The following is a 24766-nucleotide window of genomic DNA, read 5'->3' as shown; positions in this document are numbered from 1 at the left end:
TGTTCAACCTCGCAACGGATGAACACTATTAGTGACGTCTGCGTGCAAAGCGGCGCGGCGTCTCGATTGGCACTCGCGGACCCGGCGCGGTCCAATCGACGAATTGGAAGGGGACACACAAAAGAAAAGCCCATGCACGCGCAGGGCGGGCATGGGCTGGATGACACGATGCGCGCGCAACCGCGCCGGATCAGTCGTCCTTGCGACTCTGTTGCAGACGTTCGAGGACGTGGATGCTCAGGCGCGCCGTGTGGCTTCGCATCGCGTTATAGGCGGCTTCGGCATCGGCGGCCAGCACGGCCTCCACCACGCGCTCGTGTTCGTCGAACGACACCGTAAAGCGTTCTTCGACGTCGGACTGCGCCGCCCGGAACGGGGCCAGCCGTTCGCGGTGGCTGTCGATTAGGGCCATCAGCGTCTTGTTCTGCGTGCCCGCACTCAACAACTGATGGAACTCGCGGTTGAGCGCGAGATAACCGGCTTCGTCGCCCGCGTCCATGCACTGCTTGCTCTGGACGTGAATCATCTCCAGCTGTTTCTTCTGCATGGCGCTCATGCGCTGTGCACTCAGGCGGCAGCAAAGCGCGTCGAGTTCGCACATTGCTTCGAGCATGTCGGACAGGTCGTCGACGCTGATGCTCGCGACGACACCGCCCTTATGTGGCGTGAGTTCGATGAGGCCGCGCGCGTTCAACTCGCGCAACGCTTCACGAATAGGCGTGCGCGACGCCTTGAAGCGCTCGGCCAACACGACTTCTTCAAGTTTCTGGCCGGGGGGCAGGCGGCCGTCGATGATTTCGCCCGTCAATACGCGGCAGATCCGTGCGGCAATGGTTTCGGCCATGCTGATTTATCTCGCTCCGTAGATGCGTCGTTTTAGTCAGATTGTATACATGCGGATTATACGAGTATTTTTCCTCGTGTTCTCGCGGAAAAAGGGCGCAACGCCATAAGGGACGGGGGTTGGTCGATTTTCGGAACGATAGGAAGCTAGATATGCATTCAAAAATTCGTTTTTGAATGCAATGTGCTGAGATAGTATACATAAGCCAATCGCCGGTGATACCGGCGAGGCCTATCACCTCAATCCGAAGGAGACATTCATCATGGCCAAACTGCGTCACATTGCGCTTTCCGTACCGGACCCCTGGAAGGCGGCCGAATTCTATATGCAGGCCTTCGATTTCAAGAAGGTCGGGGAGACGGACTCCTCGCTCGCCCGGGGCGTCTACCTCTCTGACGGCGTCATCAACCTCGCGCTGCTCAACTATAAGAACGACGAAGCGGCGGGCGACCGTGGGCGCGAGTTCGTCGGCCTGCATCACATCGGCATCTGGGTGGAAGACGTGGCGGCCACGCGCGCGAAGATCGAAGCGGCCGGTGGACGCTATTACATGGGCGAAGTGCCGGTGAAGAGCAACATCTTCTACGAGGTCAAATTCTTCGACCCGAACGGCGTGATCTTCGACGTCACCGCGCACGGCTGGGGCGGCGCTTCGAAAGACGGCACCGGCAACGACAACGCGCCGAAGCTACGCCACGAAGGCCTTCAGGCCGACCGCAGCGGACTTTGATCCGCCCGCGACGCATCTCGATATTCCCCGCGGCAGTCACTCAAATCGCCGCCGGTCACCTCGCGCGCATTGCGCCCGGTGTGTCGGCGGCGATTCATCATCCAGAGCCCTAAGGGGTAACCCGCTATAAAAAAATAGCCCGTTTGTATAAGCAAATAGCAGTAGAAATTCAATTTCTTTGATATGTATAATTCGTCGAAAGATTGTATACATACAACGGGCGAGCGACAGACATCCCGGCAGTTCGACAGGGAGGCGTCGCAAATAAAACGAGAAACATCAGGAGACAGCATGAAGAAGCGAGTGTTGTGTGCATTGCTGCTGGGTGCAATGCAGGGCGGTGCGTACGCGCAGTCTTCCGGGGGTGTCACGCTCTCGGGGTTCATCGACCTGAACATGGAGCAACTGTGGGGGTCGGGCGCGAATGGCGGCAAGGTCACGAGAATGTCCAGCGGTGGGCTGAACAACTCTCGTTTCAACCTGAGCGGCTATGAAGAACTTGGCGGCGGCAATCGCGCGTTCTTTACGTACGAGCCGATGTTCTCAGCCAACAACGGCACACAATCGACGCAGGCACGCCAGTCGTTCGTGGGGATCAAGGGGCCGTGGGGCGATCTGACGCTGGGTCGCCAGTTCACGCCGTCGTACTGGATCGCGGGTTACGCCGATCCGAGCTGGGCGGCCGACTTCAGTATGGTCAACAACATGGAGTTCTTCTACGCATCGTATCGCGTCGACAACGCCATACAGTACAAGACGCCGACCTGGTATGGCCTGAACGCACGCTTCATGGCGACGACCGGTGTGGGCGACGGCACGCGCTCCGGCCGCTTCTACTCCGCTGCATTGGAATATCGCCACGGCGACCTTTTCCTCGGCGCGGTCAGCGAGCTGCAATACACCCGCGACATCTATTCGGCCAGCCAGATCCGTTCGTCGCGCGACAACTACTTCGCCGCGACGTACAAGTTCGGCAGCGTCGAACCGACGTTCATCTATCACACGTACAACGGCTACTACGCTTATCCCCCGTACGTCGCGTTCAATGTGCGCGGCTGGGATATTCAGGCGGGCGTGCGCTACGCGCTCACCGACCGTCATCGGTTCTACGCGAGCTTTGTCCACCGTCAGGACGACGACAACAAGGCGCTCTCCAACGCCAACGGCTTCGTGGTCGGCTACATGTACGGCTTGTCGAAGCGCACCACGCTTTATGCGACCTACGCTCGCGTGCAGCACAGCAACGACACGACCGTCCACTACCCGGTGACGTTCCAGGTCACGCCAACCGGCACGCAGAACCCGTCGGGTGTGCAGCTCGGTATTCGTCACGCGTTCTGACGCGGATGTCGTTCGCCATTCGCATTCCCGCTTTTCAGTAATACGCCGCCGGCGAGGGTCGTTCACAGCGTCGGCGAGAAGACTTTTGAGACGAAGGAGGAAGACATGTTTCGCATGCAGACACGCGGTGCAGCCCCCGCCATGTTGACAGCCACGGCAGTGCTCGCGGCGCTCACGATGGCGCTCACCGCGCACGCTTCTGCCCCGGAGGGCGCGCCGGTCGCGCAGCCGGCGCAGGTCGAGAATCCGTCCGGTACGCCCGGCACGCCGAACGTCAAGGACCCGTATCTGGCCGGATGGCTGCGTCTCACGCCGGACCGCGAACCGAAGCCGCTCAAGGCGGGTGTCGACTACGGTATGGATCCGGCCACCGGCAAGTTCATCTGGCCGAAGGCGTCGCCCGAAATTCACACGGGCCAGCGCTTTCCCGGCGAACTGACCACGTGGGACAAGAAGAGCTATACGAAGAACGTGAAGGTGCTGGCGTTCTATCCGGGCGTCGGTTCGCCGTTCCACGCGTGGAACAACATCGCCGACTTCAACGGCAAGCGATACCTCTACATTCATGACCGCGACTATCTGCGCATCCTGGATGTAACCGATCCGGCGAACGGTCGCGTCGTCTATTCGAAGGGCGGTGTGTGGGGGCCGAAGGGATCGAGCGAGAAGTTCGACGCCAACAACGTGCAGGACTACCTCGGTGGCGCCACCATCGTGTGGAACAAGAAGCTGGGCAAGCCGATTCTCGTCGCGTCGTTCGAAATCGGCCGCTATGGGCTGCTGCAGGACAAGTCGAAGCAGCCGGACAAGGTAGCGGCGCAACGTAATTACAACTCGCTCAAGGGCTTCAAGGTCTTCGTGATGGACGGCCCGTTGCCGTCCGACTGGAAGCTGATCGCCACGCGCACGACCGACTACAAGCGTCCGAATGCGCCCGTCGGTCAGCAGCAAGGCTCGGGTTCGCTCGACTCGCCGGAATTCTACGGCGGCAAGTACATGATTCTCTCGTCGGCGCCGGACGACAGCTACGCACTCACCGAGTACCCGAACTATCTCTACTCGCCGGGCTATCAGGTGTGGGACATGTCGGACCCCGCGAATCCGAAGTTCATCTCGCAGATCTCGGTGCCGGGCCAGATTCTCGGCAACGAAGCGCATGAACAGGCCTATCTGCAAAACCCGCGCGCAGGTAACCGGACGTCGTGGATGGGCTCGCGTATGCCGATCTTCCTGCCCAAGCCGCTGGAGCAGGGCGGCAAGGTGGGCTTCGGTGCGATGGGCGGACTCGGCCTGTGGTCGTTCGATCTGTCGGATCCGGCGCATCCGAAGGTGGTGGGCAACGTGAACACGGCACCGAGCTTCGCCGGCACGGAGTACGACAACGCTGACGTCAGCCAGTACGAGCGCACGGGTTACGTGCTCACCAGCGGCTACCCGATGAACCGCGACTGCTACGAGCCGTACAAGGACATCTTCGTCGTCGACGCGCGCGATCCCGCGAAGATGAAAGTGGCCGGCAAACTGCCCGAGCCGGAAGTGCCCGAAGGCGCGCCGTTCACCAGCTTCTGTCAGCGTGGCGGCAACTACGGTCCGAAGCGTTCGAACTCTATCGGGCAGCCGGGGACGTGGCGTCAGGGCATCGTGCCGTACTCGTTCTATAACGCGGGCGTGCAGATTTTCGATGTGAAGGATCCGACCAAGCCGCGCATCGCCGGTTACTTCGTGCCGGGCCTGGCCGACGAAACGGAACTGCCGGTCTACACGCTGGGTAAGGGCGTGTTCGCGATGTACACCGAGTACGACCGCAACATCATGTGGGCCTTCACCGAGAACGGCGCTTACGCGTTGTCGAGCCCGCTGCTCGGTGAGCCGGTGATGGGCGCGCCCGCCAAGCCGTACCCGGCACGCTAACGAACGATTCGACGTCAAGGGCGGCGTGACCGGAGGGATCGGTTTGTGCCGTCACCGCCGACTTCACAGGGCCTCCAAAGCGTGAAGTGTTGAAGCGGGCAACCTCCGATGGTCTCCCGGTTGCCCGCTTCTTTTTTTGCTTCCTTTTTTATTCCGACGCGCTGCGATGCCCCACGGCGTTGACGGCAGCAGGTAGCGACGTACCCGCCAGATGGGCGCGTACGTTGGCCAGCAGCAGGTCGATCTGTGCTTGCAGTGCCGCAGGAGAGCGGCCTGAGATGTGCGGCGTGAGTACCACGTTCTCAAGCATGCGCAGTGCGGACGGCACCTCGGGTTCGGTCTCGAAAACGTCGAGTGCGGCACCGGCAATCACGCCGTCGCAAAGCGCTTCGATCAGCGCCACGGTATCGACCACGCTACCTCGGGCCACATTGACGAGGAAGCCGTGGGCGCCCAGTCGTGCCAGCACGTCGGTATTCACGAGGTGATGCGTGGCCGGGCCACCGGGGCAGGCGAGCACGAGGAAGTCGCTCGCGTCGGCCAGTGCGCCGATGTCGTCGAAGTGCTGCCAGCGACAGTTCGTGCGAGCCGTGCGCGTGTGATAGCCGATGGACATGCCGAAGGCTTGCGCGCGCGTCGCGATGGCCCGACCGATGTTGCCGAGGCCGACGATGCCGAGTCGTGCGCCGCTCAGTGTGGGGCGCGGTGCGCGATGTTTTGCCCAGCCGCCAGCTTTCACGGCGCGGTCGAGCGTAACGAGTCCGCGTGCGCTTGCAAGCATCAGCGCGAGCGCGTGGTCTGCGACGGTCTCGCCGTTCGTGTTCGGCGCATGGGCCACGGCGATGCCGCGCTGCGTAGCGGCGTCGACGTCGATGTTTTCAAAGCCCGCGCCGAAGGCGCAGATGAGTTCGAGCTGGGGGAGCGCGTCCATTTGAGCTGCCGTGAGGCCAGTGGTGCCGTTGGTGAGCACGAGGCGCACGTGGGACGTTACGGAGTCGTCCGCGATGCAAAGCAGGGTTGCGTCGACGTCATGCAGACGCAGTCCGGCGGCAAGCAATTGCGCGCGGGCGAGCGGTTCGAGCGGGATGAGATTGAGCACCAGCGGCGTGTCGTTCATGGGCCTTAATCGTCTCGATGAGATGGATTGAAAAATAAAATACAAACTAGTTGCTATGTATACATATGCTATGTATTGTGTTTCAACATAGCAATCAAAAAGACAGCCGAGACGTGAAAACGCGTTCGGTTACCGATGGAAGACAAGGAGGAAGGTGTGACCTGGTTTGGATTGGCAACTTATGAATCGCTGGCGCCGGGCGCCGTGGCCGCTCGTCGTACGGCACTGGTGCAGCACGGCCGTCTGTATGACCTCGAAGCGGTGCTGCGTCACATGGGCGCGGGGGCGGAAGACGGTCTCGCGTCGGCGCAAGACCTGACGGCACTGCTCTCGGACTGGTACGTGCACGGCGAGGTCGTGTCGGCGGCAGTGCGTCGCGCACTGGACGCCGGTGTTCCGGCCAGGGTGGGTGCGCTGGCGACCGACAGCTACCGTCTGTGCGTGCCGTATCAGCCGGGCCGCATCTTTGCCACGGCGTCGAACTTCTACGAACACGCGGCGGAGATGGGCACCAAGCTCGCGCCGCGCAGCGAAAGCTCGCCTTACATGTTCATGAAGGCCGAGACGAGCGTGACGGCGACCGGCACCGACGTGGTGCTGCCGCCGCATGCCGAGCGCGTCGACTGGGAGGTCGAACTGGCCGTGGTGATCGGCCGTCCGGGCCGTCACGTGCCGGTCGAACAAGCCCATGAATGGATCGCGGGTTACACCGTCATCAACGACGTGAGCGCACGGGATTTGAACCGTCGCACCGACTATCCGTTCACGCACGACTGGTTTCGCGGCAAGAGTTTCGATACCTTCGCTCCTCTGGGGCCGTGGTTTGTGCCGCGCGACGTCATTCGCGATCCTCAGAACCTGCGTATGACGCTATCGGTCAACGGCGAGTCGATGCAGGACGACACGACGGCAGGAATGATCTTCAACATTGCGGAGCAGATCGCTTACCTGTCGGAAATCCTCACGCTCAAGCCCGGCGATCTGATCGCCACGGGCACGCCGACCGGCGTGGGCATGGGGCGCGGCGTGTATCTCAAGGCGGGTGACGTGATGGTGGCGGGTATCGAGGGCATCGGCACCATCGAGAACCGCGTGGTCGCACAACGCAAATAAGAAAGACCGCTCGTGTGGCGGTCAGGAGGAGGCAGCAATGCAGCAGTGGCAGTGGACCCGGCGCTGGTGGACGGCGCTCGCCTGCGTCGGCACGATCGGCACGGCAGGGATTGTCGGCGCAGGCGCGTTGTGGGCGACGCCGGTCGCCGCACAGGACAAGGTCAAGTTCAACCTCTCATGGCTGCCACAGGGCAGTACCGGCGGCGTGCTCGTCGCGATCAACAAGGGCTATTACCGCGAGGCGGGGCTGGACGTATCGGCCATCGTCGGTCACGGCGGGCAACGCACTGTCAATGAAGTCGACCAGGGCCTGTTCGAGTTCGGCTACGGCGACCCGATCAGCGTCATGCTCAATCGCGCACAGGGCGGCAAGACGCGGATGGTCGCCTCGATCAACGCGGTCTGGCCGGGCGCGATCTGCTATCTCGCGAAGCCCGGACGCCCCATCACCCGGCCCGCCGATCTGAAAGGCCTGTCGATGGGCGGTGGCGGCGCGTCGCCGTTGCAGAACATCGTGCCGGCGTGGCTCAAGGCGAACGGCTTGCCGCCCACGTCCGTCAAGCTGCTCCGCCTCGATCCGTCCACGATCAATCCCTCGTTCCTGCAAGGGCGCGTGGATCTGACCGAATGCTGGGAAGGCGCGAATCTGCCGGTGCTCAAGTCGCTGGCGTCGAAGCAGGGCCGAGAGATCGGCTCGCTGCGCTATCGCGATTTCGGGCTGGACATGGTCGGCAACGGCATCGTCACGACCGAAACGATGATCGCGCAGAAGCCGGACGTGGTGCGTCGCTTCGTGCAGGCGACCTACCGGGGCTATGCCTGGATGCGCGAGCACCCGGAAGAGTCCGCCGGTGTGATCGTTTCGCAATACCCGATGCTCGACAAGCAGGTCATGGTCGAACAGATTCGCCAGATCGGCACGCTCCAGACCGATAGCGAGACGAAGGGCCACAAGCCGGGCTGGCTGCCGGTGCCGCGTATGGAGTCCACCGCGAAGTTCGTGCGCGATGCCTTCAATCTCGCGCCCACGCTCAAAGCCACCGACATCTATACCAATCAGTTCGTCGAGTGATTCCCCGCGTTCGGGAATCCGATCGATAGCCGATGAGAACTGTTGCAATGCAAGGAGTGGAGATGACAAGCCCCAAACCCAAACTCAATCCGAAGCGTCTAGGCCATCTGGTGCTGGTCGTGCGCGATATTCAGAAGTCGGTGAAGTTCTATACCGAAGTGCCCGGCCTCACGGTCTCCGACTGGATCGACGACCAGATGGTGTTCCTGCGTGCGGGCAGCGATCACCACGATCTGGCGCTGTCGCAGATTCCGAAGCACTCGCCCGACATCGACGATCTGCCGCGCTATAGCCGCCCCGGCATGGAGCACTTCTCGTATCTGGTCGACAGCGTCGAGGAGATGGAGAAGGCCGTAGAAGTGCTGCGCGCACATGACGTCGAGATCGTGCGCGGCATCGGTCGCCACGGCCCCGGTGCGAATTACTTTCTCGTGTTCAAGGACCCGGACGGCAACAACGTCGAGGTTTACTGCGAGATGACGCAGATCGACGCCGAGCATCCGTACGAGGCGAAGGTGTGGGAGCGCAACATCGAGAGCTTCGACCGGTTCCGGTTCGAGCGTTTCGTCGTGCCGCCCCCGCCGGGGATGGTCAAGGAGAAGTCGGGCGGCAAGCCCTGAGGCCCCATCCATCCGGAGGAGACATTCGAATGAAACGCATCGCACAGACGATCGTATTCTGGGGCGTGTTGCTCGCCCTGTGGGAAATGGCCGTGACGTACTTCAAGGTGCAGTCGTACCTGATGCCGCCGCCGTCGGCCATCTTTCGCGCCGCGTGGGAAGTGCATCCGCAGATGCTGGCGGACACGTGGGTGACGACCGTCGAAGTGCTGACGGGGTTCGTCGCCGCCGTCGTCGGCGGGCTGGTGATCGGTGTGGTCATCAGCTATAGCGCCTTTGCGCGCCGCACGTTGTATCCGCTCGTCACCGCTTTGCAAAGCATGCCGAAGATCGCACTCGCCCCACTCATGATCGTGTGGTTCGGCTACGGCTTTGCCTCGAAGCTGGCGTCGACGTTCCTGTTCGCCTTCTTCCCTGTCGTGGTGGCGACGATGGGCGGTCTCGCGTCCGTGGCACGCAATCTCGACGAGCACTTCCGTGCGCTCGGCGCAAGCCCGTGGGACACCTTTTGGCGCCTGTATCTCCCGGCGGCGCTGCCCGCGTTCGCCGACGGTCTCAAGATCGCCATGCCGCTCGCGGTCATCGGCGCCATCGTCGGTGAGTTCATCGGGTCGGAAGAAGGGCTGGGGCATCTGATCGTGTTCGCCTCGGCTGCGGCACGCACCGACGTGATGTTCGCGGCGATTCTGATGGTCACGTTGCTGGCGGTGGTGCTCTATTGGGCCATCGAACGGCTGGCGCGGTTCGTCTGGTGGCGGGGGATCAACGTATGAGCAGCCTGACTAATTCGAAGGCGAATATCGTGACGCCCCTGCATTCGACGCGCGCGGCTGAAGTACCGTCCGCAGCTCGCCAGACGTCGGACGCCATGATCGAAGTGCGCCACATCGACAAGACCTTCCCGGCGAAGCACCGCAAGACTGCGCCGGTGAAGATCCTCGACGACGTATCGCTGCGCATCGCAGACCAGGAGTTCGTGTCGATTCTCGGCACCAGCGGCTGCGGCAAGAGTACGCTGCTGCGCATCGTGGCGGGCCTGGTGGCGCATGACGGCGGTGAAGTGCGCGTGGCGGGGCAGCGCGTGTCGCGTCCGGTGCCCGAAATCGGCGTCGTCTTCCAGACGAGCAACATGCTGCCGTGGCTCACGGTGCGTCAGAACCTGCTGCTCGGCACCAGCCTGCGCAAGATTCCGAAGGAGAAGAGCGAGCCGCGAGTGGCGGCGCTGCTGGAGATGCTGGGACTCGCGCAGTTCGCCGACCATCATCCGCACGAGTTGTCCGGCGGTATGCGTCAGCGCGCGTCCATCGGCCAGATTCTGGCGCTCGAACCCAAAGTGCTGCTCATGGAGGAGCCGTTCGGTGCGCTCGATGCGCTCACCCGCGACAACCTGAACGTCGAGCTGCTGCGCATCTGGCAGCAGCATCGGCAGACGGTATTGCTCGTCACGCACAGCATCGAGGAAGCGGTGTTCTTGTCGGACCGCGTGATCGTGATGTCGGCGCGCCCGGGCAAGGTCGAGCAGGAAGTGGTGATCGATCTGCCGCGTCCGCGCTCGCCGCAGACGATCAAGCAGCATCCGCGCTACGCCGGGTACATCGCGCAGCTTTCGCAGCTGATGGGAGTCTATTGATGGACGGACAGACGTCGGCCGTCGCCGAGTGGGAAGTCGCGCGCGCGCTCATGCGGGGCATCGGCCCCTCGTGGACCGACGACATCGCCTTCGGACGCCGCGCCGTGCTCGAGACCTACACGCCGTTGCTGGCGAAGGCGTCGACGCAAGGCTTCGCCGTCGTACGGGATCTGGCTTATGGCCCGCATGCGCGGCATCGGCTCGACGTCTACCGTCCGACTGTGCCGACCGGCGCGGCGCGCGCACCAGCGCCCGTTGTGGTCTTCGTGCACGGTGGCGGGTTCGTGCGCGGCGACATGAATGCCAACGCGCAGATCTACGGCAATGTGCCGCGCTACTTCGCGCGTCACGGGTGCGTGGCCGTCAACGTGGAGTATCGGCTCGCGCCGGAAGCCACGTTTCCGGGGGGCGCAGAGGATGTCGCGCTGGCGATGCGATGGATCCGCGAGCACGTCGCGCAATACGCGGGTGAGGGTGGGGCGGACTTGTCCCGCGTCCTGCTGATCGGGCATTCGGCGGGCGGCTCGCACGTCGCCAGCTATCTGTGCGATCCGCGGGTGCGTCCGGCGTCGCCTGAAGTGGCAGGGGCCGTGCTGATCAGCGCGCGGCTGCGTGCCGACGTCCTGCCGGACAATCCGAACGCCCCGGGTGTCATCGCCTACTACGGCGACGACGCAGCGCGTTACGAGGCGGACGCCCCGATGGCGCACGTCGATGCCATGCCGGTGCCGGTGATGACGGTTGTTGCCGAATTCGAGAATCCCCATCTCGATACGTACGCGCTCGAATTCTGTCATCGGCTGGCCAAGCGCGATGCGCACGCGCCGCGCTTCGTTCAGGTGCATGACCACAACCACACGTCGGTCGTTGCGCATCTCGACACGGGCGACGATTCGCTCGGTCGCGAAATTCTGCAATTCCTGCACGAAATCAACCCATCGCCCTGATGCGGTCCACGCCTGCCTGAATCGCTGAACGGGGACGTTCGGCGACGGCAGCGCCGCAACACTCTCCCTCTCTCTTAGGAACTGTCATGGTCGATCACGAATTGACCGGGGCGTTCGCGCCCGTCGTCACGCCGTTTCACGCGGATCTGACGCCGGATGCCCCCCGTTTTCTCGCGCATTGCGAATGGTTGCTCTCGCAAGGTGTCGGTCTCGCGCCGTTCGGCACGAACAGCGAAGCGAACTCGCTCGGACTCAGCGAACGTATGTCGTTGCTCGACTTGCTCGTCGACAACGGTCTCGACACGCGCCGCATGCTGCCCGGCACGGGTTGCTGCGCGTTGCCGGAAACGGTGGCGCTCACGCGTCATGCCGTCGAGCGCGGCTGCGCCGGTGTGCTGATGCTGCCGCCGTTCTTCTACAAGGGCATCTCCGACGACGGGCTTTACGGATACTACGCCCGCGTGATCGAGCAGGTGGCCGATGCGCGTCTGCGCCTGTACCTGTATCACATCCCGGCGTTGTCGGGCGTGCCGATCACACTGCCGGTGATCGAGCGGCTGATTCGCGACTTCCCGCAAACGGTCGTCGGCATCAAGGACAGCTCGGGCGACTGGAACCACCTGCACGCCATGCTCGACGCCTTCCCCGGCTTCGGCATCTTCCCGGCGTCCGAGTCGCTCGTGTCGCGCGCGTCGGCCAAAGGCGCGAAGGGGTGCATCTCGGCGACGGTCAACGTCAACCCGCAAGTCATCGGTCGGTTGTGCCGCGAGTGGGCGGGCGACGGGGGCGCTGCGCTTCAGGCGCAAGCGGACGCCGTGCGCAGCATCGTGCAGTCGTACCCCATGATTCCGGCGCTCAAGGCGGTGCTGGCGTCGCATCGCGACGACCCGGCGTGGTCGCGTGTGCGTCCGCCGCTCACCCGGTTGTCGGATGAACAACACGAGCGGCTGCTTGCGCAGTTGGCCGCTTGCGGTTTCACGTTGCCGGGTTAAGCGACCATGCGCGGCGCGTTGCGGTATCGGTTCTCACGCCGACGGGACACCCGTTGTGCAGCACGTTCGGGGTCTGTGCGCGTTGGCGTGCGCATGCCCGGTGCGATGCTGGCGATGGCCGTCGGACTCGGCGCTTGCGAGATGTCGCAGGCGCAGGTGCAGATCTATGGACATCTCACACCGATGACGGACTGGGTGAGCGTGAGCGGACGTCAGGTGCCGGCCTCCGCGCCGCGTCCGACGCAAGCGCCCGCAGGCGCGATCAATGTGCCGGAGATGACCGGCACGCGCATGCTTTCGAGCATTTCGTACTTCGGCATGCGAGGCAAGGAAGATCTCGGTGACGGTTATGCCGCGATCTGGCAGATCGAAACACCGGTCTCCATCGACGGGAAGGCCACGGGCTCCATCGGCGGGCGCAACTCGAACGTCGGGCTGAAGGGGCCGTTCGGCACGGCGTTTCTGGGCAACTGGGACACGCCGTATCAGTGGTCGACGCTGTCCGTCGGCTCGCCGGTGCGCAATCCCTACACGGGCGACCTCAGCACCCTCCTGAGCAACCCCGGCTTCAACGTGCCGAACACGACGACGCAGTCGGGGCGTGTGAACAACGCGGCGGATGCCACGTTCAACCGCCGTCAGGGCAACAGCCTTCAGTACTGGACACCCGAGTGGTACGGATTGCAGATGCGGTTCTCGTACTCGCTCTCCAACGGCAGCGCGACGACACCGGCAGGCAGCATTTCGCCCCAGGTTTTCGGTGCGGGGCTGGAGTACGTGAACGGTCCATTGCGCGTGCGTTACGCATACGAGATGCACAAGGACTACTTCGGTCTGGCGTGGCTCGGCGCACCGGCGAGTGCGAATCCGTCCAACGTCGGCTCACGTGCCAGGGGGTCTCGCGACGACGGGCACAAAGTGCTTGTCGTCTTCACGTACGCCAACACGAAGTGGGTGGCGGGCTGGGACCGGCTGACCTATCGCACGGACGACGGCACCAGCGGCAACCTCAACCACTACCGCCGCGACGCCGTCTACGCGATGGTCCAGCACTTCTTCGGCGGTGGCGGCCATTCCGTCTGGCTCGGCGGCGGCTATGCGATGAACGGGTCGTGCTCGCGCGTGGGCGGCGCGGTGTGTAGCACCGCCGACCTCGGCGCGACGCAGATGAACCTCGGCTACCGCTACGACTTCTCGAAACGCACCGACGTGTACCTCGCCTATTACCAGGTCATCAACCGGGCGTGGGGCAGCTATGGCTTCTCGCCACGTCCGAACTTCAGCGCCACCAATGGCGGCGCAGCGCCCCCCGGGGCGCACTACCGGGGCATCGGCTTCGGCATCGAACACACCTTTTAGTCATTTCAATAGCGCAATAGCGAAGTAACGCAAGGAATATAGGAGACGATCTTGAGTACGACACAACCGGGCTTCGACAGCATTGTCGAGCGAGAAAAGGGACTGCACCGCGGCCTGACCAGCGGGCAGTTATCGATGATTGCGATTGGTGGTGCAATCGGCACTGGCCTCTTTCTGGGCAGCGCGTTCGCCATCGGCTTTGCGGGGCCGAGCGTGCTGCTGAGCTACGCCATCGGTGGCGCGATTGCGCTGCTGCTCATGGGCTGCCTCGCGGAGATGACCGTGGCGCATCCCACGTCCGGCTCGTTCGGCGCGTACGCCGAGCACTATATCGGGCCACTGGCCGGATTTCTGGTGCGCTACGGCTACTGGTCGTCGATTGTCTTTGCCGTGGGCACGGAAGTCACGGCGATTGCCGTCTACATGAAGTACTGGTTTCCGGCCGTGCCGGGCTGGTACTGGATCGTCGGTTTCTCGGTCGGTCTCATCGCGATCAACGCGGCGAGCGTCAAGGTGTTCGGCGCGGTCGAGTACGCCTTCTCGATGCTCAAGATCGTGGCCATCGTCGCGTTTCTGATGCTCGGCGCGTACATCGTGTTCCGCGCCCCGGCGCAAAGCGGCATCGGGCTGGCGAACTACACGTCGCACGGCGGCTTCTTCCCGAAGGGGGCGTGGGGCATGTGGGTGGCAGTGATCGTGTCGATCTTCAGCTATCTGAGCATCGAGATGATTGCCGTGGCGGCGGGCGAGGCCCAGGACCCGCAGCGCGCCATCACGCGAGCCTTCCGCGCGACGATGTTCCGTCTGGTGTTCTTCTATCTGCTTACGCTGGCGCTCACGCTTGCCATCGTGCCGTGGAACGCAGCCGGTGAGGACGGTAGTCCGTTCGTGAAGGTGATGGCGGCGACGCATATCCCGGGCGCAGCGGGCGTGATCAATCTGGTGATTCTGGTCGCCGCGCTGTCCGCGATGAACAGTCAGCTCTACATCACCACGCGCATGATGTTCTCGCTCTCGCGAGCAGGGTATGCGCCGCGCCGCTTCGGCGAAGTCAGCCGCAATGGCGTGCCGGTCGCCGCGCTCATGCTCTCGACCATCGGCATTGCGCTGGCGGTGGCGCTCAACGTGCTCGCACCGCAGGCGTCGTTCACGCTGATGATGTCGGTCTCGATGTTCGGTGCGATGTTCACGTGGCTGATGATCTTCGTCACGCATCTGTTCTTCCGCCGTGCGCACGACGCGAAATCGCTGAGCTTTCGCATGTGGGGGTATCCGTACGCCAGTCTGGCGGGTGCGTTGCTGATGGTGGCGACGCTCGTCACGACCTACTTCACCGACGCGTTTCGTATGACGTTGGTCTACGGCGTGCCGTTCGTCATCGCACTGTCGGTGGTGTATGCACTCTGGTACCGCCAGCGTGGCGACGCCGCTGCCGTTCCTGCGCAGGGGCAAGGTAACTGAGGTTGAATGCCCGCCGTCAGGGGGGATCGCGCCGTGCCGTGGACAGCGGCGCGGCCACCGATTCCAGCGACCGACGTTCGGCCGCGACGCCCCAGCGCGCCGCGACACCGGCCGCCACGAGCATCAGCGCGGCCCCGATGGCGTAGCCGATGGCGACGTCCGCACGGTGCCCCGTATCGATGAGCCAGCCGAACAGCGCCGGACCGGCCACGCCGCCGAGCAGCGTGCCGATGGCGTAGAACACGGCGATGGCCAGCGCGCGGATCTCCAGCGGAAACGTCTCGCTCACCGTCAGATACGCGGAACTCGCGGCGGCCGAAGCAAAGAAGAAGATGACGGACCACGCTATCGTTTGCGTGGCCGTCGTCAGCCACCCTTGTGCGAACGCCCAGCCGCTTAGCGCGAGCAGTACGCCGGAGACGGCATACGTTGCGCTGATCATCACGCGTCTGCCGAGCACGTCGAACGCGCGGCCCAGCACGATGGGACCGAGCACGTTACCCGCCGCGAACGGCAGCAGATACCAGCCGACGCTTGCCGCAGGCACAGCGTAGAAATCCGTGAGCACCAGCGCATACGTAAAGAAGATCGCGTTATAGCAGAACGCCTGCGCCATCATCAGCGTAAGTCCGACGAGCGAGCGGCGGCGATACGTGTGGATGAGTGTGTGCCAGACCTCGCGTAGTGGCGTTGCGTGCCGGGCGTGCAGCTGCAGACGCGCAGGCGCGTGCGACGCAATCGCTTGTCCGCGCACGCGGATCGAGCGCTCGATTTCCTCGACAATCGCCTCGGCCTGCGCCGTGTGGCCGCGCAGGATCAGCCAGCGCGGGCTTTCCGGCACCCACATGCGCATCAGCAAGATGCCAACGCCGAGCGCCGCGCCGATGAAGAAACACGTCCGCCAGCCCCAGTCCGGCGGCAGCACGCCCGGTGCGAGCAGCACGAGCGAGCTCGCAGCGCCGAGCGCCGCACCGGCCCAGAAGGTGCCGTTGATGACGAGATCGGTCCAGCCACGAACCCGGGCGGGCGTGAATTCCTGAATCGTCGAATTGATGGCGGTGTATTCGCCGCCGATACCCGCCCCCGTCAGAAAACGGAACGCGACGAAGCTCGCGAAGCTCCACGACAAGCCAGTCGCGGCCGTCGCGGCAACATACAGCAGCAGGGTGACGAAGAAGAGCTTGCGGCGTCCCAGCCGGTCGGTGAGCCAGCCGAAGCCGAGCGCGCCGAGTACGGCCCCGGCAATGTAGGCGCTGCCCGCGATACCGATCTGTGCGTTGGTGAGGGCCAGGGCAGGGCTCGTCCTGAGCGCCCCGGCGACGGCGCCTGCGAGGGTGACTTCAAGGCCGTCGAGTAGCCACGTGACGCCCAGCGCGACGACGATCAGCGTATGAAAGCGCCCCCAAGGCAGGCGGTCGAGGCGCGCGGGTAGGTCGGTGTCGACCAGATGCGGTGCGGCGTCGAGGGAAGGTGGGTGGGTGTTTGTCTCGTCTTTCGTCTCTGACATCAGGCGCTCGAGAACTCCGGAAATCCCCGTGGTTCGTCAATATTTGCCTGTCATCATACTCCCGCGACGGTCGCGGACCGTCGCGGGATGGCGGGCACGTCGTGCTTACGACTTGCGGGTGCCGTCCAGACGAAGGGGATCGATCTCCAGCGCGGTGCGCTTGCGCACGGCGTCGGTCGTCTCGTCTTCGCCGATTTCGCCCGTGTTGCTGCCGGACGGTCGCGTCGCATCGCCGCGCATGATGGACTGGAGCAACGTCATCAGATCGGACGTGCTTGACGCCGACAGCGGCGTGGTGACGTCGCTCACCAGCTTGGCCATTTCATAGCGCTGCACCTGCGTCTTTTGGCTGGCCGAGCGGCTGACCTGAGCATGGTTGAGCAGGCCGTCGCGGTAACTCACGTCGACGTTGCTCGACGCCGAGTCCTGCACCTTCACGTATTCGTAGTTCTGCGACTTCGGATCGCTCGTCAGTTGCAACGGCACCCCGGCCCAGAGCGAGCGGTGATAGCTCGCCGTCAGGGTGGCCTGCGTTTGCTGCTCGATCTTGCGGTTAAGCGTATCGGTGCCGCCGATCTGGGTGCTTTGCGAGATCTGGTAATCGAAGCCGTCGACTTCCGACGGCCGCATCGGATTCGGCGACGTCTTCGTCTGCGAGAGCGAAGCGCTAAAGTCTGCCAGACCGCTTAACGTGGCCTTGTCCGCATGGCTAAGCGTGATGCGCGGCAGGGTGGGCGCGGCCGGGTAATGGCTGTTCAGACCCGTGAACGCGGCCTTGAACATGTTCATGAGCGATGCATCGCCGTTGCCACGCGCCTGCGCCGTGTCGAAGCGGCTGAGCCAGGCATCCAGTGCGGCGGCTTGCGCCTTCGCACTCCCGATGGCCTGAAGATGCTTCAGATCGACGTTCACGTCGAACTTGCCGCTCGCGCCGTCGACGTGCATCGACCGTTGCGTGGCGTCTGCATGGAACGCGAAGGTCTGCGGCGTAGTGCCGTTCGCATTGAGCGTGGCGTTCAGATCCACCGACGTGAGTACCGACGTGTCGAAGCCCGTCAGCGCGCTGAAGTCCACGAGGGGCGGTTGCTTGGCGAGTCCGTTCACGGCGCTCTGGAAAGCGTCTCCCAGCTTGCCCAACTGGTCTCGTTCCGCGTCGGTCAACGTGCCTTTCGTGACGGAGAACTCGACGGACAGGCCGTCGTCGCTGCTGCCCAGTTTGACATTGACCTGCGCGCCGCTTGCGGTCGTGACCGTCAGTGCGAACTGGTTGTCGGCGCTCGTTTGCAGCTTGAACTGTTGCAATGCCAGTTCGGCGTCGGTGGCGGGGGCGGCAGACGTTGAGCGCACCACGCTTTGCGAGAAGGACGTGGCCCCCGTCGCGATGGCCGACATCAACGTCGACCCGAGCTGATCGAGACGATTGCCCAGCCAGGAGGTCGACAGGTTGCCCGACATCAGCAGCGAGATGGCGTCCGAGGGCAATTGCCGCCAGTTCAGCGCGGCCCCGTTGGCGACCGGCTGAGTGTAGGTCGGCCAGTTGGCGAGGGGTGGGGTTTGCGTGAGCGTGACGCGCGTCGATTCGGCGACTGTCGAAGCACCCGAGCCGGCGGGAACCGCGCCGGACACCGCGCTCGGACTGGCGGCACGCGACGCAATGTCGCTCGTCGTCAGAGGAATCAGTTTCGTTGCTGTGTTGATAGACGTCATCGGGGGGCGTGTCGTCGAGAGGGTTCTGGTAAGGCTCCGTAAGGAAGGGGGCCAATCCTGTGCATTAACGACCAAAGGTCGCCAATATTTAGTGGCACCCATCAAATTGCACGGGGGCTCGATGGCCATTGCGATGCACGCTCGTCGAACACGGTGCTTGCATCGGCAGCTTCTCCCATGGCATGATGAAACATCAAAAGTTACATGAATATGGAGCTAGCCATGCACCAGGACACCATCGCGATGTTCGACCAGCACGCAGCGACGTACGACCAGACCTGGAGTGCGATGACGCCTTTGCGCGACGCGCTGCAACTGGTGCTCGACAACGTTTTCGCGCCGGTGCCGCCTGAGGCGAACGTCTTGTGTGTCGGTGCGGGGACGGGCGCGGAGATTCTGTATCTGGCCGAGCGCCATCCGGGTTGGAGGTTCACTGCGGTCGAGCCGTCGGGGCCGATGTTGGACGTGTTCCGCGGCAAAGCCGACGCGCAGGGCATTGCGTCGCGCTGTGTCTTCCATCAGGGTTTTCTCGACGCGCTGCCCGAGCGCGAGCCGTTCGACGCCGCGACGTCGATTCTCGTCTCCCAGTTCGTGACCGACCCGGCGGAGCGGCGGGCGTTCTTCCGCGGGATTGCCGACCGGCTGAAGCCGGGGGGCTACCTTGCAAGCGCGGATCTGGCGTGCGACATGACGTCCGAAGCAGGGCGACGGCTGCTGGACGTCTGGTTCGGGATGATGTCGGTGTCGCCCGAGGCGCGCGAGCGGGCGAAGGCCATCTATGGGACGCAGGTGGCTGTCGTGCCGCCGGAGGCGATGGACGACATCATCTGGGAAGGCGGCTTCGACGAACCGGTGCGCTTCTTTCAGAGCGGCCTGATTCACGCGTGGTTCGCGCGTCAGGCGCTGTGAACGAGGGGCGACGATGAGAAGCGACAGCCGACTCTCGCGCATGCTGCACGTGTTGCTGCACATGGCGCGACGCGACGCGCCGTTCACGTCCGAACAGCTCGCGCAGATGCTGCGCACCAATCCCGTTGTGGTCCGACGCACGATGGCGGGGTTACGCGACGCAGGATATGTCCGCTCGGACAAAGGGCACGGGGGCGGTTGGCGCATCGCCTGCGATTTGCACAAGGTGACACTGCTCGACATTCATCGCGCTGTCGGTGGTCCGAACATCTTCGCCATCGGCGTGCAAAGCGATAACCCCGAGTGCGCCGTCGAGCGCGCGGTGAACGCGGCGCTCGACGGGGCGTTGCGCGAGGCGGAGGCGATCCTGATCGCAAGGCTCGGTGCCGTGTCGCTCGCCGATCTGGCGCAGGACTTCGGTGCGCTGTGCTTACAGCACGAGGTGGCGGTGCATTAAGCGTTCGATGGGCCGTGCGAGACTGGAATCCGGACCTATTCGTCGGTTTTCAGACGTGGCGAGACGCGTCTGCGGTCTCGCCACTAAAGGGTTCAAACCGACGAAATGGGCGCTTTTTCGACCGACTTACGACGGTCGTGCCGCCAACTGCGCCTTGATGGCCGCTTCCGTCTTGTCGTAATCGCCCTCGCCGAAGTGGGTGTAGACGATCTTGCCCGACTTGTCGACGAGATAGAACGCGGGCCAGTAGAGGTTGTCGTAGGCCTTCCATGTGGCATAGCGATTGTCCTGTGCCACCGGGTACGTGATGCCTGCACGGCGTACGGCGTCCTGCACATTCTTGGTGTCGCGCTCATAGGCGTATTCCGGCGTGTGCACTCCGACCACGACCAGTCCCTGATCCTTGTACTTTTCGTACCACTGTTTCACGTACGGCGTGGTGTGGATGCAGTTGATGCATGAGTACGTCCAGAAATCGACCAGCACGACCTTGCCGCGCAGTTGCGACAGTGTGAGCGGCTGGCTGTTGATCCAGTTGTCGATGCCGGTGAACTCGGGCGCGGTGCCGCCGGAGATCGGTCGGGCTTGCGACGGTGCGTAAGCGGTAAGGCCGGTGAGGGCGAGGGCGACGAAGGCACTTCTGAGTAGCGTCAGCATGGCGGTTCTTCTCCTGTGAACAGTGCAACGGTTTTGGTGAGTCGGTCACCGTATTTCACTGTCCGCGCGTATCTGCCGTGTGTGCAAAAAGCCGCATTTCGGCAATGTCGTGTATCGCAGCGCAGCCCAGATACATTGAGATACAAACCGGGATAACGGGCGCGGGCGGTTGCGCTATAAAGCTCTCAACGACCGTGCCGCCGGCGCGGGCTTATCCGGGAGTCGATCCATGTCCGAAACGTTGCAAGGTTCCTGCCACTGTGGCGCCGTCCGATTTGAAGTCGTCACGCCAATCGAGCCGGCCGCGCGTTGTAATTGCAGCCTGTGCCGTCGCAAGGGGGCGCTGATGACGCCTGCGTTCCCGCAAGCCAATCTGCGCATTCTCTCCGGTGCGCACGACCTGACCTGCTATCAGTTCAATACGCGTGTGGCAAAGCACTACTTCTGCAAGCACTGCGGCATCTATCCGTTCCATGAGACACGCACCATGCCGGGCATGTTGCGCGCGAACATCGGTTGTCTTGATGGCGTCGATCCGTACGCGCTGGAAGCTTCCGTGGGCGACGGTCAAAAGCTCTCCGTGGTGGGGGACGCATGAGACGTCTGCTGAGTGTGCTGGCGTTTCTGGCGGGTGGCCTGACGACGGAAGCCGTCCACCCGCTGCAATGCGATCTGGCCCCGGCGAGCCGCCGCGTGCTGCCGGAGACGGAGCGGGCACGGCGTCGCAAAACGCCCGATGTGGCGGGCGCTGGCGGTGGCCGTGAACGTGGGGAGTCGTCGCTATAATCGTTCACATGGAAAAAATCGATCATGTGCTGATCGTCGACGACGATCGCGGGATTCGGGAGTTGCTCGCCGACTACCTCGAAAAGAACGGCATGCGTGTGAGCGTAGCCGCCAACGGACGTGAGATGCGCGCGGTGCTTGCCGACGGTGCACCCGATCTCATCGTGCTCGACCTGATGCTGCCCGGCGACGACGGCCTGGTGCTGTGCCGCGAGCTTCGGGCGGGCAAGTTCAGGGCGGTGCCGGTACTTATGCTCACGGCGCGCAGCGAAGAGACCGACCGCATCGTCGGCCTCGAAATGGGCGCAGACGATTACCTGGCCAAGCCGTTCCCCGTGCGTGAGTTGCTGGCGCGCATCAAGTCGGTGCTGCGTCGCACGCGCATGTTGCCGCCGGGTATGCAGGTCACGGAGACGGCCGAGATTCTCAGCTTCGGCGAATGGCAGCTCGACACGACAGCGCGCCACCTGCTCGATACCGACGGCACGCAGGTCGCGCTCAGCGGCGCGGAGTATCGCCTGCTGCGCGTACTGCTCGATCATCCGCAACGCGTGCTCACGCGCGACCAGTTGCTCAATCTCACGCAGGGCAGGCAGGCCGACGCCTTCGACCGGTCCATCGATCTGCTCATCAGCCGGTTGCGCCAGCGCTTGCGCGACGGCGCGCGTGAGCCTCGCTACATCAAGACGCTGCGCAACGAAGGCTATGTGTTCTGCTCGGCTGTCACCGTCGTCGCCGCGCCCGAATGACTCCCACCCTGACACAAGGCCCCGCTCCCGGGGCGTTCCAATGGCACTGGCCGCGCTCACTGTTCGCGCGGCTCGCGCTCATTCTCTTCGTGGGACTGGCGCTCGCGCAGGCCCTCTCGTTCTGGCTCACCATGACCGAGCGCAATCGCGTGACGTCGAACATGATGAGCGTGTATATCGAGAGCGAAGTCGCCAGTTCCGTCGCGTTGCTCGACCATCTGCCGGCCGCCGAGCGGGCGCAGTGGTTACCGCGTCTGGCGCGTCGCAGCTATCGGTTCGAACTCGGCACCGGTGCGGCAGGTGGCAAGCCCGATGCGGGCGCGGCCGCACAGGTCGCGCGCGTCATCGAGGATGCCATCGGTGTGTCGTATCCCGTGACGGTCAATAGCGTGCCTGGCGACCCGGATCGGCTTCAGGCGCACTTGCGCCTGCGCGACGGCTCGCCGCTGACCATCGATGTCTTCCCCACGCCGACCTTGCCGCTTTCGGGCTGGCTGCCTGCGATGCTGGTTCTGCAACTGGTGCTGATCGCCGGGTGCTGCTGGCTGGCGGTGCGTGTCGCGACGCGTCCGCTCAATGCGCTGGCGAAGGCTGCCGATACGTTGGGGCCGGATTTGCGGGCGGAACGTCTGAGCGAAGACGGCCCGTCGGAAGTGGCGCGCGCCGCGCGGGCGTTCAATGCCATGCAGGATCGTATCGGCGGCTACATGACCGAGCGCATGCAGATTCTCGCGGCCATCTCCCACGACCTGCAGACGCCGATCACGCGCATGCGTCTGCGCGTGGACACGATGGAGGACGAAAGCTCGGCGGTGCGTCTGCAACAGGATCTGAAGGAGATGGAGTCGCTGGTCAAGGAAGGCGTGACGTATGCCCGAACGCTGCACGGGGCGTCCGAAGCGCCTTGCAAGGTGGATCTCGATTCGTTGCTGGATAGTCTTGTCTGCGATTACGTGGACGCGGGGCCGCCCGTCACGCTGACGGGGCAGGTGGGACAACCGATCGTGACGCGTCCACAGGCGTTGCGCCGCATTGTGGGCAACCTGGTGGACAACGCACTCAAGTACGGCAGCGAGGCGCGTCTCGACGTGATGCGGCGTGCCGGACGGATCGATGTGATCGTGACCGATCGCGGTCCGGGCATTCCGGAAGACATGCTAGAAGCGGTCTTCGCGCCGTTCGTGCGCGTGGAGACGTCGCGCAACCGTCACACCGGCGGCACGGGGCTGGGGCTGGCAATTGCACGTCAGTTGGCGCAGGCGATGGACGCGACGCTCACGTTGCGCAATCGCGAGGGCGGCGGGTTGGAGGCGCGGCTGTCGCTCAAGGCATAAGCCGGAACGACGGAATCGATGGTCGCTTTGTATCGGAGTTTGTCTGGGCGCGTCGCAGGTACTTACGATTGCACTGGGCGCTATATTGGACAAATCCCGGATACCTCCGGAGGGTCTAATGGTTTCAACGGCGGGGCAACAGAAACGCACCGCGCGTTACCTAACCTTTACATCCTCTGGAGTTACACCATGAAAGCCCTTCTGATCGCTGTTTCGCTCGCTACCCTCGGCACCGCTGGCGTCGCTTACGCCGCAGGCACCGATGAAATCCTGACCAGCACCGGCAACTCGTTGTCCGCTGCTGACTGGACGCCGGACAACGGTCCGACGCTCACCACGGCGCAAGTGCAGGCGCAATTGAAGAGCGCCGAAGCGTCGGGCCAGATCGACCACCTGAACATGACGCTGTACAAGGGTGCATGAAGCGCATCGACAGGCGATGCGGGGCGCAAACGCCCGGCATTGCCGCAGACGTGTCCAAGCGGGTTGGGTTCAGCATCAAGCAGACCTCAGCCCGTTTTGCTTTAGGGGGCGTTGTCGCAGCCTCAGTGAGACGACACATAGATCCCATCGGCGAACGCTTCGGGAAGCGCAAAGCGCTCGCGCATGCGTCTCGTTTCGGCGGCGGGTGTCAGACCGAATAGCCGCTTGAACTCCCGGCTGAATTGAGATGGACTCGTGTAACCGACGGCATGGCTTGCCGCCTCGGCCGTCAGGTCCTGACGCACCATCAACAGCCTTGCCTGACGCAGACGTGTCGACTTCACGTATTGCATCGGCGAGACCTGCGTAATCGTCTTGAAATGACTGTGGAAGCTAGGCACGCTCATGCCTGCCTCGTCTGCAAGCTGGCCCACATCGAGCGGCTGGGCATAAGCGGCATGAATCAACCGCAGCGACCGGCCGATCCGGGCGAACTGTCCCCGCATCGATAGCGCCTCGCGCATCGCGCCGCCTTGCGCCCCGGTGAGTACCCGGAAGTAGAGCTCACGCAGCAGACCGTGCCCGAGGACGGCGGCTTCGAGGGGATCGCTCATCGCTTCGAGAAAGCGGAGTACGGACGTTTGCATCCGTTCGTCCATTGGCGTGGACATCATGCTTTGCGGTGCAGCCTGATGCACGGCTACGCCTTCGCGGTCGATCTGCGACGCCAGTTCTGCGGCCAGCGTGAAATCCAGATGCAGATAGAGCGCCAGCAGCGGCCGCTCGCGCGTCGCGTCCGTCTCCATGCTGAAAGGGACGGGGACGGAGACCGCCAGATAGTGGTCTTCGTCGTACTCGTACAACTGCTCACCGAAATATCCCCGCTTGCGCCCCTGACACACGATGACGATACCCGGGTCGTACAGGACCGGTGTGCGCGACAGCGCCCGGTCCGAGCGCAGGATACGGACGCTGGGCAACGCTGTCAGGTTGTAGCCCTCGGCGGGCGCGAGGTCTCGTAACAGCGCAATCGTGCGCGAGCGCACGTCTGTGCCCGCCGCTGGCAGTTTATGCGCAGATATCTTCGACTTCATAGTTTT

General features: G+C 63.6%; 25 protein-coding genes. 19 read left to right on the top strand and 6 right to left on the bottom strand.

Annotated elements, in window-relative coordinates:
• Positions 1–190: 190 nt before the first annotated feature.
• Entirely contained in the window at positions 191–844 is a 654-nt protein-coding gene (locus tag MB84_RS12905) for a GntR family transcriptional regulator (protein WP_046292066.1), read from the bottom strand.
• Positions 845–1106: 262 nt separating this feature from the next.
• Here MB84_RS12905 and MB84_RS12900 point away from each other — a divergent pair, with 262 nt between their 5' ends.
• The 3 genes from MB84_RS12900 to MB84_RS12890 all read left to right on the top strand — a co-directional run bounded on the left by MB84_RS12900 (position 1107) and on the right by MB84_RS12890 (position 4826).
• The gene (locus tag MB84_RS12900) at positions 1107–1574 is read left to right on the top strand and encodes a VOC family protein (protein ID WP_224786775.1); all 468 of its coding nucleotides are present in this window, start codon (positions 1107–1109) and stop codon (positions 1572–1574) included.
• Between the two features lie 291 nt (positions 1575–1865).
• Positions 1866–2915, top strand: a complete 1050-nt coding sequence (locus MB84_RS12895; RefSeq protein ID WP_046292065.1) for a porin — start codon at positions 1866–1868, stop codon at positions 2913–2915.
• Between the two features lie 105 nt (positions 2916–3020).
• Positions 3021–4826 carry an LVIVD repeat-containing protein gene (locus MB84_RS12890; RefSeq protein ID WP_084009762.1) on the top strand — a complete coding sequence of 602 codons (1806 nt, stop codon included), beginning with the start codon at positions 3021–3023 and terminating at the stop codon, positions 4824–4826.
• A gap of 148 nt (positions 4827–4974) precedes the next feature.
• Here the strand turns inward: MB84_RS12890 and MB84_RS12885 are convergent, their stop codons facing one another.
• Positions 4975–5943, bottom strand: coding sequence for a 2-hydroxyacid dehydrogenase (locus MB84_RS12885; RefSeq protein ID WP_046292064.1), 969 nt, complete (start codon positions 5941–5943; stop codon positions 4975–4977).
• 135 nt (positions 5944–6078) lie between these two features.
• On the opposite strand from MB84_RS12885, the gene MB84_RS12880 reads away from it, so the two are divergent.
• The 9 genes from MB84_RS12880 to MB84_RS12840 all read left to right on the top strand — a co-directional run bounded on the left by MB84_RS12880 (position 6079) and on the right by MB84_RS12840 (position 15137).
• Positions 6079–7056, top strand: coding sequence for a fumarylacetoacetate hydrolase family protein (locus MB84_RS12880; protein ID WP_245725358.1), 978 nt, complete (start codon positions 6079–6081; stop codon positions 7054–7056).
• Positions 7057–7093: 37 nt separating this feature from the next.
• Positions 7094–8128, top strand: a complete 1035-nt coding sequence (locus MB84_RS12875) for an ABC transporter substrate-binding protein (protein WP_046292063.1) — start codon at positions 7094–7096, stop codon at positions 8126–8128.
• A 62-nt stretch (positions 8129–8190) separates the two neighbouring features.
• Positions 8191–8748: a VOC family protein gene (locus MB84_RS12870; protein WP_046293755.1), complete on the top strand. Its 558-nt coding sequence runs from the start codon at positions 8191–8193 to the stop codon at positions 8746–8748.
• 29 nt (positions 8749–8777) lie between these two features.
• Positions 8778–9521: an ABC transporter permease gene (locus MB84_RS12865; protein WP_052653280.1), complete on the top strand. Its 744-nt coding sequence runs from the start codon at positions 8778–8780 to the stop codon at positions 9519–9521.
• The gene (locus MB84_RS12860; protein ID WP_046292062.1) at positions 9518–10378 is read left to right on the top strand and encodes an ABC transporter ATP-binding protein; all 861 of its coding nucleotides are present in this window, start codon (positions 9518–9520) and stop codon (positions 10376–10378) included. Before MB84_RS12865 ends, MB84_RS12860 begins: the two co-directional genes overlap by 4 nt.
• On the top strand, positions 10378–11325 hold the full coding sequence (locus tag MB84_RS12855) for an alpha/beta hydrolase (protein WP_046292061.1): 948 nt from the start codon (positions 10378–10380) through the stop codon (positions 11323–11325). Before MB84_RS12860 ends, MB84_RS12855 begins: the two co-directional genes overlap by 1 nt.
• Before the next feature lie 86 nt (positions 11326–11411).
• Entirely contained in the window at positions 11412–12317 is a 906-nt protein-coding gene (locus MB84_RS12850) for a dihydrodipicolinate synthase family protein (RefSeq protein WP_046292060.1), read from the top strand.
• Between the two features lie 93 nt (positions 12318–12410).
• On the top strand, positions 12411–13676 hold the full coding sequence (locus MB84_RS12845; protein ID WP_052653278.1) for a porin: 1266 nt from the start codon (positions 12411–12413) through the stop codon (positions 13674–13676).
• Positions 13677–13727: 51 nt separating this feature from the next.
• Positions 13728–15137 (top strand): amino acid permease, encoded by a 1410-nt coding sequence (locus MB84_RS12840; RefSeq protein WP_046292059.1) that lies wholly within the window; start codon positions 13728–13730, stop codon positions 15135–15137.
• 16 nt (positions 15138–15153) lie between these two features.
• Here the strand turns inward: MB84_RS12840 and MB84_RS12835 are convergent, their stop codons facing one another.
• Both MB84_RS12835 and MB84_RS12830 read right to left on the bottom strand, forming a co-directional pair.
• Positions 15154–16644: an MFS transporter gene (locus MB84_RS12835; protein ID WP_046292058.1), complete on the bottom strand. Its 1491-nt coding sequence runs from the start codon at positions 16642–16644 to the stop codon at positions 15154–15156.
• 105 nt (positions 16645–16749) lie between these two features.
• Positions 16750–18351 carry a hypothetical protein gene (locus tag MB84_RS12830; RefSeq protein WP_052653276.1) on the bottom strand — a complete coding sequence of 534 codons (1602 nt, stop codon included), beginning with the start codon at positions 18349–18351 and terminating at the stop codon, positions 16750–16752.
• Positions 18352–18573: 222 nt separating this feature from the next.
• Between MB84_RS12830 and MB84_RS12825 the strand changes: the two genes are divergently transcribed.
• Positions 18574–19260: a class I SAM-dependent methyltransferase gene (locus tag MB84_RS12825; protein WP_046292057.1), complete on the top strand. Its 687-nt coding sequence runs from the start codon at positions 18574–18576 to the stop codon at positions 19258–19260.
• A gap of 13 nt (positions 19261–19273) precedes the next feature.
• On the top strand, positions 19274–19717 hold the full coding sequence (locus MB84_RS12820) for an Rrf2 family transcriptional regulator (RefSeq protein ID WP_065225784.1): 444 nt from the start codon (positions 19274–19276) through the stop codon (positions 19715–19717).
• Between the two features lie 126 nt (positions 19718–19843).
• On the opposite strand, the gene MB84_RS12815 is transcribed toward MB84_RS12820, so the two are convergent.
• Complete coding sequence (locus tag MB84_RS12815; protein ID WP_046292055.1) at positions 19844–20374, bottom strand: thioredoxin family protein; 531 nt, start codon at positions 20372–20374, stop codon at positions 19844–19846.
• A 229-nt stretch (positions 20375–20603) separates the two neighbouring features.
• Between MB84_RS12815 and MB84_RS12810 the strand changes: the two genes are divergently transcribed.
• The 5 genes from MB84_RS12810 (at position 20604) to MB84_RS30525 (ending at position 23666) form a co-directional block, all read left to right on the top strand.
• Positions 20604–20972, top strand: a complete 369-nt coding sequence (locus tag MB84_RS12810; RefSeq protein ID WP_046292054.1) for a GFA family protein — start codon at positions 20604–20606, stop codon at positions 20970–20972.
• Entirely contained in the window at positions 20969–21160 is a 192-nt protein-coding gene (locus tag MB84_RS12805) for a hypothetical protein (RefSeq protein WP_046292053.1), read from the top strand. The genes MB84_RS12810 and MB84_RS12805 overlap by 4 nt, the downstream gene beginning before the upstream one ends.
• An 8-nt stretch (positions 21161–21168) precedes the next feature.
• Entirely contained in the window at positions 21169–21909 is a 741-nt protein-coding gene (locus MB84_RS12800) for a response regulator (protein WP_046292052.1), read from the top strand.
• Entirely contained in the window at positions 21906–23243 is a 1338-nt protein-coding gene (locus MB84_RS12795) for an ATP-binding protein (protein ID WP_046292051.1), read from the top strand. The genes MB84_RS12800 and MB84_RS12795 overlap by 4 nt, the downstream gene beginning before the upstream one ends.
• A gap of 189 nt (positions 23244–23432) precedes the next feature.
• Positions 23433–23666, top strand: a complete 234-nt coding sequence (locus MB84_RS30525) for a DUF4148 domain-containing protein (RefSeq protein ID WP_046292050.1) — start codon at positions 23433–23435, stop codon at positions 23664–23666.
• A 122-nt stretch (positions 23667–23788) separates the two neighbouring features.
• Here the strand turns inward: MB84_RS30525 and MB84_RS12785 are convergent, their stop codons facing one another.
• Positions 23789–24760: an AraC family transcriptional regulator gene (locus tag MB84_RS12785; protein ID WP_046292049.1), complete on the bottom strand. Its 972-nt coding sequence runs from the start codon at positions 24758–24760 to the stop codon at positions 23789–23791.
• Positions 24761–24766 lie beyond the last annotated feature (6 nt).

This window comes from Pandoraea oxalativorans (assembly GCF_000972785.3).
Lineage (GTDB): Bacteria > Pseudomonadota > Gammaproteobacteria > Burkholderiales > Burkholderiaceae > Pandoraea > Pandoraea oxalativorans.
The sequence above is the reverse complement of the archived record's forward strand: the minus strand, read 5'-3'. Positions and strand labels throughout refer to the sequence as shown.